The 13,178-nt window shown below is 52.7% G+C and carries 7 protein-coding genes; 1 reads left to right on the top strand and 6 read right to left on the bottom strand.

The genetic code is table 11. The features are described from left to right. Positions 1 to 9: 9 nt before the first annotated feature. The 6 genes from FBQ85_03175 to FBQ85_03200 form a co-directional block, all read right to left on the bottom strand. Complete coding sequence (locus FBQ85_03175) at positions 10 to 4,662, bottom strand: tetratricopeptide repeat protein (GenBank protein ID MDL1874163.1); 4,653 nt, start codon at positions 4,660 to 4,662, stop codon at positions 10 to 12. A gap of 130 nt (positions 4,663 to 4,792) precedes the next feature. Beyond that, on the bottom strand, positions 4,793 to 7,675 hold the full coding sequence (locus FBQ85_03180; protein MDL1874164.1) for a hypothetical protein: 2,883 nt from the start codon (positions 7,673 to 7,675) through the stop codon (positions 4,793 to 4,795). Between the two features lie 708 nt (positions 7,676 to 8,383). Beyond that, the gene (locus FBQ85_03185) at positions 8,384 to 10,468 is read right to left on the bottom strand and encodes a tail-specific protease (protein MDL1874165.1); all 2,085 of its coding nucleotides are present in this window, start codon (positions 10,466 to 10,468) and stop codon (positions 8,384 to 8,386) included. A 117-nt stretch (positions 10,469 to 10,585) separates the two neighbouring features. Beyond that, positions 10,586 to 10,885: a glutaredoxin family protein gene (locus FBQ85_03190; protein ID MDL1874166.1), complete on the bottom strand. Its 300-nt coding sequence runs from the start codon at positions 10,883 to 10,885 to the stop codon at positions 10,586 to 10,588. A gap of 6 nt (positions 10,886 to 10,891) precedes the next feature. Further along, positions 10,892 to 11,452 (bottom strand): DUF255 domain-containing protein, encoded by a 561-nt coding sequence (locus FBQ85_03195; GenBank protein MDL1874167.1) that lies wholly within the window; start codon positions 11,450 to 11,452, stop codon positions 10,892 to 10,894. A 118-nt stretch (positions 11,453 to 11,570) separates the two neighbouring features. Then, positions 11,571 to 13,019: a T9SS type A sorting domain-containing protein gene (locus FBQ85_03200; GenBank protein ID MDL1874168.1), complete on the bottom strand. Its 1,449-nt coding sequence runs from the start codon at positions 13,017 to 13,019 to the stop codon at positions 11,571 to 11,573. Between FBQ85_03200 and FBQ85_03205 the strand changes: the two genes are divergently transcribed. After that, positions 12,978 to 13,178: hypothetical protein (locus FBQ85_03205; GenBank protein MDL1874169.1), on the top strand; the 201-nt coding region annotated here is incomplete at its 3' end. The two genes, FBQ85_03200 and FBQ85_03205, sit on opposite strands and share 42 nt — an antisense overlap.

Below are 13,178 nucleotides of genomic sequence, written 5' to 3' on the forward strand. Positions count from 1 at the left end.
CGTTGCGCCTCATTTTAAATTGGGTACAATACCGCGCTCAAAAATGAGCATTTCTTCATAGCGTTCCTTCTTCAACTGCGCTTCCGTCTGGTGTTTTTCCCAGGCCGGCAATGTCTTTAGAAAAATGACCGCCTCCAACCCGCCACCGGAATTGTCGGTATCGCGCACTTCGAAGGCGACAACATTGATGCCGCCTTTCAAGAAGTTGGAGAAGTCATGGATGTTCGTTTTACCGCCGTTCGCCGCAGAATTCATGACTTGCGCAATATATTCGCCATTCACAAAAAGATTGTATGAGTCATCGGCTTGCACCTGAATCTGTCCGAACACAGGCAGGCCTTTTAACTCAAAGGCTTTGCGAAAATAGGCGGTTTTGACATTGCTGCGACTGACGCTCGAAACATTTGCTGCCTTTTCAACCCGCGGCGCGCCGGACGATGAATCAGGCGGCGCTTCGGCCTGGCGATCGCCGGGCAACCACACGCGCTTGGCATCATAACCGCTAAATGCCGTCGAGGCCTCGAGCGCTTGCGCCGCCTGCCATTGCGCCGCGGCATAATCAATAGCAGTCCAATTACGCGCATATTGCGCCGTCACGGACCAGGTCTCGTCAGTTTTAATCGTCGTATCGGCAATGGCAAGATTCAACTCTTGCGCATATTTCGCCGGGTCGCTGCGCACGAGCGTCAACGTGATTTTTTCCGACCAGGGATTTTCGATGCTATGATCGCGCATCGCAAGAAATCCGGCTTCGAGAATTTCTTTTTTACTGTCGGTTAAGGCGAAATTATTTTCTTCGAACGTAAACACGGCATCCTGAAATTGATCTTTTGATTCCCGCCGCAGCCTCTCTTCGAAGGCAAGACGCTCCGCATTTGCAACGGCCGCCAGCGAATCAACCTGGCGGGCATGGCTGAAAACGAAACTCAGCAATTGATCTTCCGTGTCTTCCAGCGCGCGGGCATGCAGATCAGCCTGCTTGGCGCTGTTCAAGGTTTCGAGGTAGGATTGCACCGCCGCTTTGGCAAACGAACGCCCAAAATCGATCAAATTCGCCATTTCCTCCTTCACATCATCAGCCTGGAAATCGGCGGTTGCAATCATGTTCTTGTATGTGCCAATATCGCCGGCATATTGCGACATCGCGCGCTTTGACAAACCGACATATTCGCGTGCAAGCGCATTATTGGTTTCAATAATTTTCCGGCGGGAGAGATCCAGCCAGGCGCTTTCGATGCCGAGCGAATCACATTCTTTAAGATTACGTTGATGCGCCTGAATCGTCTGCGCCACCAACGGTTTGACAAACTTGCTCAGCAACTGATTGCGAAACTCAAGCGCCGTGATCTTGTCCATGTTTTCCGGCGTCGGCGCGTCGAGCAACTGCTTCATCGAAGCGCTGTTCAACTCCGCGATATCATAGATCACTTCCGACACCTTGTCTTTGCTGCGTTGAATCCAGCGCCGCGCAACTTGTACCGTCGTGTCTTCCAGGGCAAGCTTGGCATTGCGCACCGTCGTATCCGGAGGATTATTGTACTGGCTCGCCAGGCGCTCCAGCGCCAGCGCCGCATGCTTGTATGATTGCAACGAACGTTCGTACAAATCTGTAGCCGCCTGATTGATTTCTTTTTTTGCGACAATGCGGCGATTTTCGTCGACTTCCGGTATTTCTTGATCCGCCCAGGTTTGCGCAAACTCTTCGTAGGCCGCGCCGATTTTATGTGTGGCTTCATACAACCTCAAGGTGCCAAAGCTCGCGACCCGGGTATAACCGTTCACGATGTCGATCAGCGAGTTCTTCTTGCGGTCTTTCGAAGCGTCCATCTGCGCTTTTGGCAGCTTGAAACGAACTTCGGCGAAATCGCGAAATTTTAGCTCGGTTAAGCGAAACAGCGCTTCGCCGGAAAAGAAATCATTATAATCCATCTCGCGGCTGCGGAACTCATCGCTTTTGCCCATGGCTTTTTCATACTCGGCGCGCGCTTGCGGCAGCAAACCTTTCCATTCAAAATACTCGCCCCGGCGATAGAACGTTTCCACCACGCGCGGCGAATCCGGAAAGCGCACGGCATACTCGCCGTACACATTGTTTGCTTCTTCGAGCTGATCGAGTTTGAGGTGATAATTCGCGATATCGTAGAACAAATCATCGGCATCCTTTGAACCGGGATATTTATCCACAAACTTGCGATTGACGCGGATGGCGCGTTCCCAATCCTGGGCGCGCACAAAATTCACGCTGGCATTGAACAAGCTGGTCTCTGCTTTGGCGGCGTCCGGCTCTTCGTTCGCCAGGCGTTCGAACGTGATCGCGGCATTGAGAAAATCATTCAATTCGCCGTAGTCATACGCCATGTTATTCAAGCCGCTGAGATAATGCGGCGACTTCGGAAAATTGTCCGTCAAAAGGGCATACGTTTCGACCGCGCGGCGATACTCGCGCGCTTGATCGAATTCAAGTCCGGCGTTGTACAGGGCAAGATCGGCAAATTCCGCATTCGGCACCTCTTCATACACCCGGCGGTATTCTTCACCGGCGCGCACATGTTGTTCGATATGCGCCAAATCCTCGGCTTGCAAGAAAATGGATTCTGCCAGGCGCTTCTCCGCCTTTACGGCATATTCACGATTCGGCGAATTGAGCTTGATGCGCTTGGCCACGATTTCGCAGCTTTTGTAATCAAGCTTGCCGAAGTAACTCTCCATTACAAGATACTCGGCATAAGGCGCATCCGTGCTTTGCGGGAAATGCTTGAGCAATGTTTTAAAATACTTCAAGGCGCCGGCGAATTCATTCTTGTTATAGTACAGCGCACCGGCTTGCGCCAAGCGCTCCGCGGTTTGCGACTCATGGGGGAAGAGCTTGATATAATTATCCAAGGCTGTCGCCAGGTTTTCTTCGCCGACCGACATCGGAATCGCCTCCAGCTTCAGAGCCTGGCGCAAACTGTCGCGGTTCATCTCCACGGCAGCTTTCATTTCGCCGAGCTTCAACGGCAACACCTGCGGCCGGCGCATGGTATCCGCGCTTGCCATTTCCTGCGACAACGCCACGGCATTCTCGGCCGCCAGCTTCTGGAAACGGCTGTTCCAATACCGATTGCTGATTTCAATATACTCTTTAAACGCCTCGGGAGGTTGTTTGAGTTTGGCATCCAACGTCAAAGCGAGATTCCAATGAATCAACGCCGCCATCGTATCTTTGGGAAACGCCACGAGATATTTGCGGCTGTCGTTCACCGCTTGCGCATAGAGATTGTTGTCGTTATACTCATCCGCTCGCTTGAGCAAGAGATTGACGTTCTCGCGCAGCGCACGCTCCGCCAAGGATTTGCCTTCCTTCCGAATATCTTCAGAAGTATTGTTTGTCCACCAAGACGTGCCTTCGCGATAATCCATGAACAAGCTGTCGCGCTGCATATAAGCCATTTGTTCATCATCGAGCGCGCGATAAGCCTCGGCAATTTTGGCGCGCACGGTCGGAGCTTTCGGCGCGTTGGGATACATGCGCAACAACAGGCGAAAGGCACGGATCGCATTCTCGTGCTCTTCTTTTACGGTCATGTAAATGTCGCCGATGCGCATGAGAATATCGATGCCGTATTCCCGTCCCCCGAGATCCGCGAGATATTGCGCGGCCTTGTCCGGGCCTTCATAGTCAAGAAACGAGATGCCAATGTATTCAATCGATTCTTCCAGCAGGCCAGGGTTGGTGATTTGATTTTTGGGATCATGCTTCTTGGCGCGATGCAGGTCGTCCGCCAGCAGCGTGAAATAAGAAATCGCCTGCGGATAGTTGTTGAATTTGTAGTGCGCCCAGCCGAGACGGTACAGGGCCTCGTCGTATTTCGGGCTATCGCCGTATTTCAACACTTGTTGATAAATGGCGATGGCGCTGTCGAGCGAGCTTTTGGGAGGGTTGAAATAATACTCCGCCACCCGAAAGAGCGCATCAGGGATATAGCGACTGTCGCGATACGTTTGAATGAAATCCTGATAGAGCTTGACTGCTTGCTCGCGTGGACCGAGATCCTCGGTTAAGAATGCAATGTTGTATGCCGCATCGTCGCGCAGCGGACTATCGGCATGCTCATCCAAAATGCGGCGATACAGCGTCAGCGAGGGCGTAAAATCCTTTTTCGGCTCGACCGGGGTTTCCGTCACCAGGCCGGAATCGAGCTTGGCAAGTTGCCGCGAATAATGCTCCTGGGCGACCGCATAGCTTTCGAGAGACTTTTCATAGTACAGCTCAGCCAGGCGCAAAATGACTTTGTCTTTCACTTTGCTTTTTGGGTGGCTATTCAAAAAAGTCTCCATGTCCCGAATGCCTTTTTCGCGCAACAACACGCGTTCGCGTTCGGTGCGCAGCCGCTGGCGTTCATAAAAATCCTTGTATTCGAGCAGCTCGTCGATCGTATAGGATCGCAAGGTCGAATCCGGATTCAAACGCGAAATGGTTTTCCCTGCGTCCGGCTGGCGTGAGGGCGCGGTGAAGGGCGTATCGCGAACAATCTGGCCAAAAGCGTGATCGTTCGCCGCCAGCGCGACGCCGAGCAAGCAGGTCAGCGCGAGCAGTTTGGTAGCCGGCAACGTGGCGCGTTGTTGCGCGAACGCCTGCTTTTTTTGCGATATGTTGGGGGTGCGATAATTCAAGATCATGCTGAATCAGACTCGGTTAAATGGCTTCCTTCCATTCGCTCGAGGAGGTCTTTAGGGTTTATGTTTCAGGCATCGCGACGGTTGCAACAGAGCTGCGCGGCCGGCAAACGATGCTGTGCTTAACGCCGCTTTAGGGCGTGAGTTTTTCCGGAGTTGTGACTGTTTTAGCTGGCGTGTTGCGCAGCGTTTCAGATTCCGAAGTATCAAAATAGAAAAAATCAAAATACTTCTGATGCTCAAGTTTATCGAGGCGAACCTGTTCCTCCAACAACTCTTCCTCGATGCGATGCATCTCCTCGTCGAATCGTTTCAAGCGCATTTGCAAGCTTGCTTGCCGGTCGCGCAAGATCCCATCGATGGAGGCGAGATTGCTGGCTTGCAGCTCGATCTTGTGCTCACGCCGCTCCATTTCTTGAAAGGTGAGATCGCTCAAGCCGAAACCGGAAAAATCCGCCCATTGGTCGAAGTCACTTTGAACCTCTTCGATGTCGTAGCTGTTCAGCCAGGTTTGAAACCGATCCATACGATACTTCAGGTCGGTCAAATCTTGCTGCAAAATTTCAAAGTTGGTGGCCAGTTCCACTTTATTACGGTCACTGCGCGCCAGCAGACTCTGGAATTGCGCCACGCTTTCTTGCAAACGCGTCTGCTCGCTTTCCATTTCCACCATTAAACTGTCCACGATTTGCTTGCGATAGGCTGCGCCGCTTTCCTTGACAGCAAGCGGGTATTCCACCCAGTAATTCACGGCCTGGACCGCACGATCTGCTTGATAGGTCTCCAGCGCTTTCACAACGCGATTGCGCTGTTGCACGGCTTCTTTAGCAACCTCGAGCTGGCCGGTCTTTTGCGCTTCGGCAATGACGCGATCGAAATAGCGAATCTGCACATACATGCTTTGGCGTTCATCCGCGAATTCATCCATCAATAAATTGCCTTTGGGGCCGCGATAATTAAAATTGAGCAAGATGGCCTGCAAATTTTGCTTGGCCTGCGCAATCAGCTCATAAAGCGGCTTATCCTGCCGCTCCAATACCTGCTGCTCCATCTGATCAAGCTCGGTGAGCTGCGCCACAATCAAACGGCGCTCTTCGTTGTATTCACTGGTTACATCGAGCACGCCGCGGGCATTGGTAACATAGCGAAAATCTTTCATGGCGGAAGCGGGGCGCTCCAACAAACGCTTGCAATGCGCGCTCAACGCCAGCGCTTCATAGGTGTAATTCGACGCCAGATAATTGCCCAACAGAGCGTCGGTCTGCGCAATGCTGCTTTCCAAATTGCCTTGCTTCATTTGCGTCCACGCCAAACCCAGCAAGCTTTGATCATAATGCTCGGAGCCTTTCGACACTTGCTCGAAATAGTTAACGGCTGTGGCATAATCGGCGCGTTCGTAATAGAGAAAACCCAGCTTGACCAGAGCATTGTTCCGCAGCAGGGTATTGAAAGCGGTGCTCCAGGGCAGCGTTTCCGCATTCGCAACAGCGTCGAAGTGTGACAACGCGGCGGAGGCGTTGCCCAGATTCACTTGTGCGATGCCGCGCAGATAACGCGCCGCCAGATGATATCTTGAGCTTGCAGGAATGCGCGACAACTCGGCTTCCACCGCATTGAAGCGGTCGAGCGCAAGATGATAATAGCCGGCAAGGTAACGCCCGCGCTCGAGAATTCGCGGCTCAATGCTCGCCGACAGCGAGTCCATTTTCTGATAATAAACGAAGAATTGATCCTGCCATTTCAGCGTCTGGGCAATGCTGATCAAACGCAACAGCGCCATGCCGCGAAATTTACTTGCCGGATATTCGTGCAAGAGCTGTTCATAAATCTTGTACGCTTCCGGAAAAATCGCGCGTCCATAAAGCGACTCGGCGCGGTAAAAAATCACAGCTTCCCAGTTCGGGGAGATTCCGTGCCGCGCAAAATAGGGATCATAGTCCCGCCGCGCGGCTTGAAATTGCAAATCCGCAAGCAAATAGCGCTCCGCCGCATAATTCAACAAAGCATCGCTGAGATCGCGATTGAGCATGCGCAAAAACGAACGTGTTTCAGCGGTTTGCAATAAATTCTTTTTGAGAATCGCGTATTGCGTGCGCTTTACCTCAAACGCCGTGTGCCGCCCGGCGCGCCATTCCTGAAAAGCCTTCTCTAACGTTATCGCCGCGGTGTCGGGCTGTTCGGAGTATCCCAACAAGTCGATCAGATTTTTATCCAGCTTCGATAGAATTCCCCGGCGTTCCGCCTCCACGTCCACCGCGCCGGTGAGTGTTTGCGCTTTCCGCTGATCGAGCTTATCAAGTTGTTGCAGAACTTTGGTGAGCTGTTCGACTTCGTTCAAATAGGCTTCGGCAAACGCCGGATCGTCTTGCGTGACGTCGTACATTTTAGCGACGATCGCTTGAATCTTTTCCTTCTGTTGCTTGACGATCTGCAACGCGCTTGAATCGCGGCGGGCCACAGCGGCGCGCTCGAATCTTTCCAGGCGTTCGTACATGCGCAACACGGAATCGACTTCGACGTCGTATTCGCGCACCAACCCGGCTTTGTAGTCGGTGGTGGGCAAGTTCTTTTTGTAAATTTCACGGCTCTCCACCACGGCCATCAGCCGGTCGCGCAAATCGCTGAACTGTTCGAGCAGCTCGTTGCGGTTTTCTGTGCGCAGCGTTTTGGAGAGCGCCTGAATTTCATCGAGCATCGCCAGAATCGCTTCCAACTCGGCCGTATAGTCATTGACCATGCGATCCATATCGCCATAGATCTGGGCAAAGCCCGCATGATCTTTGGCGATGCCTTCGAGGCCGCGCTGCTTGATCTCGGTGTAGAGGTTCTTGATATTCTCCAGCAAAAGGCGTTCTTGCGCGGCAGTTTCAACGAGATAGGTTTTCGTTTTCTGGTCAAGATAAAACTTGAGCCGTTCGTTGTAGCGCACGGTCTTTTGTTTGTCGAAGACGCCGCTCTCTTGTGCGGTTGCCGGAGAGACAAGGATGGGAATGAAATACAGGCCGGAGATGAGCAAAAAAGCACAAGCGTTTTTTCTAGCGCGACCTGTCCTTAGTCCAATAGGCCACATGGTCTTCCTCAATAATGGTAGAAAGCCAGCACGATGCCTGGCGCAACAATCATTTCCTGCGCAGCTCGGAGTCGGCAAATGATTCGACCCGTGGTCTGCGGCATACAACCCATCCGTGGATTGCCGATACCTTTTTAAACATTTTTGTCTGAGGCTCTATATACTGGCATTGCCTCGCAATTACGTAAGTAATTTTTTAAAATGCGTGCGTACCCATTCAAATTGTTACAATATTCTTACAACTGATTCCAATGGCCATGGTACGATTGCCCGGCGCGGGGTGGCAGTTTCACCTCGCAACGCAATAGTACCGACAATAAGTGAAAATGCCGATTTTCGCGCCCATCGACGTGCGCGTTCCGTCGAAACGCGCTTGCAATGGAACACGAAACCCGGCAATTTTCGGTTAAACTCGATAGAAAACAATGTCGCGGGCAGGGATGTTGTTATTTTGTTCCCTCCCAAATGTTGCTTGGGCCAGGGTTGGTTGAGGGTTGTGATCGCGGGAATCGCCCCATTGTTTAAGCGCCGCCGAAACCGTTGCAGGAGCATTATCCTCAATGCCTCAGCGCCGGGCAGTATCGAGGCAAAAAAAACGGGGGCGGGAAATCCCGCCCCCGGTAAATTTCAAAGGTGCCTGGCTTGAGAATCAGCCTATTGCTCGACCACCTTGCCGCGGTACTGCGGTTTGGAGAGCAGCAAAAGATCACAGACGATGTGCCCGCTCTCTTCCAACAGCGGATCCGGCGCATTCTCGATGGTCGGCGCTTTTTCACCTTTTTTAAGCGGAGGCAAACCGCGGGTGGTGCGGCGCTTGTTTTCAATCATGAGATTTTCTTCTTCCGCAGCCTCACGCTCTTTGAGACGCCTGCTCTCTTGCAATGAGATCGCGGTTTTAGCGCGCTCGCGTTGATACCGTGTGAGATCTTCCTCCCGGAAACGAAATTCGGGATTTTTCGCGGTGCGCTGTTGTGATTTCGTGCGCAACTGCGGCAAAAACTGCGAAACTAAATTCCAACGCGTGAAGCCGGTCGGTTGAATTTGATCCCACGGCAGCGCATTGCGTTCCGCGCTTTCACCAATTTCGGAATCACCGGGATCCGAGGGGAACTGAATGTCCGGCAACACGCCTTTGTGCTGGGTCGTGCCGCCGGCAATGCGATAGAACTTTGCCGTGGTCAGTTTGACCTGGCCGAGCTTGGCTTCCGCGGTGGGGATGTAGCGATCGAGGCTGATCAATTGTTGCACGGTGCCTTTGCCGAAGGTTTGATCGCCCAAGACCAGGCCGCGATCATAATCCTGAATCGCGGCGGCAAAAATTTCCGAGGCCGAAGCGCTGCGGCGATTGACCAACACGGCAAGCGGGCCGTCATACGCGACGTCATTATCGTGATCTTTCAACACTTTCACGGAACCGTCGCTGTTGCGAACTTGCACCACCGGGCCGTTGTCGATAAACAATCCGGTCAACTCCACCGCTTCTTGCAACGCACCGCCGCTGTTGTAGCGCAGATCGATGATCAAGCCGTCAATCCCGGCTTTTTTCAGCTCTTCGATTTTCTGGCGCACGTCGCGCGTCGTGCTTTTATAATTCTTGTCGTCGCGCGCTTGCGCTGCCATATCGGAATAAAAGGTCGGCAAGCTGACCACGCCGATGCGATAGGTGTGGCCTTCGTGTGTGATTTCGAGCGTGTCACTTTTGGCTTCGCGATCGGTGAGCACGATCTTGTCGCGCACCAGCGTCAATTTTTTCGGAGGGCCGCCGGCGGTGGCCTCGGCAGGAATGATTTCGAGGCGTACGGTTGTGCCTTTTTCGCCGCGAATCATTTGCACGACGTCATCCAGCCGCATGCCGACCACGTCAACCATCTTGCCGTCAACGCCCTGCCCCACGCCCACGATTTTATCATTCGCCCACAACTCCCGGCTGCGATCGGCCGGGCCGCCTGGGATGATGCGATACACCACGGTGTGCTCGCCCTCGGTCACCAACTGCGCGCCAATGCCCTGCAGCGACAAACTCATTTGAATGCCGAAGTTTTCCGAAGCGATCGGCGACATATAATTCGTGTGCGGATCAAACGTTTCGGAAAAGCCGTTCATGAAAATTTGAAAAACGTCTTCAGACGTGTTTTGTTTGACGCGCTTTTGAAAATTTGTCCAGCGGCTGGTAATGGTGCTGACCACGCCTTCGTCATTCTTGCCCGCCAGCTTCAAGCCCAGCGCTTCATTCTTCAAGCGCTTGCGCCAAATCTCGTTCAATTCCACAACGGTTTTGGGCCAGGGCGCCTTGTCGCGCGCCGGCTCATAAAATTCGTCAAGGGTGAAATCGAATTTTTGATTGGCAGGATTGAGAACGTAGGCAATGCGCTCATCGACCCGCTTGATAAATGTGTTGTAAATATCGTACGCCGGCAGCAATTGCCCGGAGGTAACGGCTTCGTCGAATTGATAACGGTACTTTTTGAAGCTCGCGATATCTGAGCTGAGAAAAAAGCTGCGATTGGGATCAAGCGCCTCGATATAGTAGTCCAGCAAATGGGAGGACACGGAATCATCGATCGCCATCTGGCGGTAGTGATGGTAGGAGAACAAGCGCGCCACCACTTTGCTCACCACCGGGTGTTGCCGCTCGGGCAAGAGATCGTCCGCCCGGGAAACATGCACTTGAAAAACAAGCACACTGCAAAGCAAACTCAAAAACATTTTGGTTGCAAACCTTGAAAAATTAGTTTTCATAATAAAATCGTCCTCATATCAAGTGCCTGATTCCCGCAATCGTGTGAATTCAAAATTCAGAAGCAGCGCCGCATTAGCCATCTAGATAATTGAAAGATCGCCAAATTCAGGAAATGTTCAAACGCTTGTCCGCATTTTTCGGAGAATGGCCTGCTCATCAACGCGATACTTGCAAGCGAGCTGACCATTGACCCAAATCAATGGAATGCGGGTGTGATACTCCGCAAACAATTGCGGCTCCGAGGTGATATCGACTTCCTGCAAATTGAAACCATGGCGGCGCTGCAATTCTTGCAGCCGGGCTTTGGCTTCGTCACAAAGACAACAGTCCGGTTTGCTGTAAATTTCAACCACCACACCCTCGCCGCTCTGAGCGTTTGCCAGCCGGCCCAGCCAATGTTTAAGGCGATCGCGCATGCCGCCTCAGCTTTTACGCTTCGCGAGAAAATCTTCGTACTTCGTCGTCTTGTAATGCCCGTCTGCCAAAAATTCCAAAATCGGCATGAATTTATCCGCAGGCACAAACCCGGAAACCAGCGTGATAAACTCGCCATCCGGCCCAATAAAAATCGTCGCCGGATAGCCGCGCACGCCGAAACCGGCTGCGAGCTGCTGATACGTCAACTCGTTGTCTTGAAAACGTGTCATCGCCTTGGATTCGGCGTTCACTTTCGACATAATCAATTTGGCTTTGGCGTATTTGGCCACCTCGGCGTTGCCATACGTGTCGCGATCCATCACTTTACACCAGCCGCACCAATCCGTATAGAAATCGACCACGAGCATTTTGCGCTCTTTTTTGGCAGCCGCAACGGCTTTCTCGAAATCCAACCATTGAATCGCTTCTTTCTTATTTTTCTCATCCGCCGGGCTAAGAGAAGCCGTCAAAACAACCGCTGCGATTGCCAGGCCGGCCCAACACCGCCGGCTGTTTCTTGATTTGTCAGTTTTCATAGATAACTCTGTTTTCAAGTACTGTGCCATTACTTGAGTTTAACTTTGACTCAAATGGTTAATGATTAATTGCCAATAGTTGATCATTGACCATTAACAATTAGACATTAGCAATTACTCATTCGACCTTCATCGTTTTATCCATCATTTACCGCTGCACCACCAACTTGCCCAGTTCTTCCGCGTTTGTGGCGCCCTCGGTTCCATTGCTATAGTTAGCGATCACTTTGTACAAATAAACGCCGTTGGCAATCTCATCGCCGTCCTGGTCGCGCCCGTCCCACGGAATCATTCTAAAATTGTCGCCATTGCCTGGCACTTCCAGAGTTCGGATCAAACGGCCGGCAAGCGTATAGATTTTGATCTTAACATTGGCCGCAGGCTGATTGATTTCAAAGGTGAAAGTGGTTTGATTACGGAACGGGTTGGGATAATTCATCACTTCGCGCAACACCACTTGATCCGCCGGCGCGACCACAAATTCCGCAGACGCGGTGTTCGAATTGTTGAAATTATCCCAGGCTTTCACTTCCACCGTGTGACGGCCCTCACTCAAACCGGTAAGCGGGTAGCGTAGCGTGCCGGCGGTGTAGTTGCCGGAATTGTAATTGAAGAAATCCGTCACATCGATCTTGCTGTCATTATTGCCGTCGAGTGTGAGCGTAATTTTATGGCCGATTTCACCGGCGATATTAATACCAGATATACTGTCTTTCAACGTCACTTGCAAAATCGGATCCGGGCCGACATAACCGCCGGACACAAAATTCTGCACACTTGCAAAACCGATTTGAATTTCCGGGCCTTGCGTGTCACTGAAATTTGCGGCGGTGCCGCCAATCGCAATATTTTCACGATAGCCGTTGCCGTCGGTCGAATCGTTCCAGAAATAAACGCTGAAGCGGCCGCGCCGCCCGCCGTAAGTCAGGTCTTTCGGGGCGATGAATTGCAAATCGAATGCGCCGTTGGTCACCGGCGCTTCACCACGAAACAGCGAGTTGCCCGGCAATGTGTAATTGATGCTAAAATTTCCATTGCGATAATTCACGAAGCGTTCGGAGTCAAACACCTCCACGCGCGCCGTGCCATTAAAACCCGCCCACGGCTGGCCTTCGCGCAAAATCTCTCCGCTGACGCGCGTGAGGCCCAGAGCTTTGATCGTATCCGGCGTGCTCAGGCGCGCGCTGTAGCGCGGAATTCCCAGCCGCATGCTCGGATCGCCATAGATGAGAAATTTTTCATCATTAACGGTATTGCGCGTCCCCGCGCGCGCGCCCACCAAAGCCATGCCCAACGTTTCTGAAGTTTGTCCGCCGCTAAACAGGCTGGTATAATAGGCTTGATTGAGATTGGCATTGGCCGTGGCAAAAACCAACCGCGAGGTTGCCAGTACGGCCACTGCGCCGCGATTCGGCACCAGCAGCAATTGCTCGCCGTAACTCTGGCGATCCACCAAATCAAATTGCCCCCACGTGCAAGTCGCCGCTATCCAGCAGGCCTGCAAGTCGCCGTTTTGAATGCGATCGAAATCAGCGGAATATTCCAGCAGGCGTTCGTGCGCCCACACCGTGGGATTACCGTGGCCGGCATAGTTCACGATCAGCGCGCCGCGTTGGAGCAGGCGCTCTCGGCGGCGGCCAAGCGCCTGCGCGATCCAGAGTTTGACCGCAACGGCCTGCTATGGGACGGCGACCAGCCGCGCGCGTTTACCAGCGCCAGCGCGCGCGGACTGTGGGCGCTGACCGCCAGCGCGCTC

The sequence above is a fragment of the Cytophagia bacterium CHB2 genome (assembly GCA_030263535.1).
In the GTDB taxonomy this organism is placed as follows: domain Bacteria; phylum Zhuqueibacterota; class Zhuqueibacteria; order Zhuqueibacterales; family Zhuqueibacteraceae; genus Coneutiohabitans.

Excerpts from the sequence above, each read along its gene's own strand:
- FBQ85_03190 (MDL1874166.1), bottom strand. The coding sequence starts at position 10,885 with ATGCGCGATCGCCTTAAACATTGGCTGGGCCGGCTGGCAAACGCTCAG.
- FBQ85_03195 (MDL1874167.1), bottom strand. The coding sequence starts at position 11,452 with ATGGCACAGTACTTGAAAACAGAGTTATCTATGAAAACTGACAAATCA.
- FBQ85_03185 (MDL1874165.1), bottom strand. The coding sequence starts at position 10,468 with ATGAAAACTAATTTTTCAAGGTTTGCAACCAAAATGTTTTTGAGTTTG.
- FBQ85_03175 (MDL1874163.1), bottom strand. The coding sequence starts at position 4,662 with ATGATCTTGAATTATCGCACCCCCAACATATCGCAAAAAAAGCAGGCG.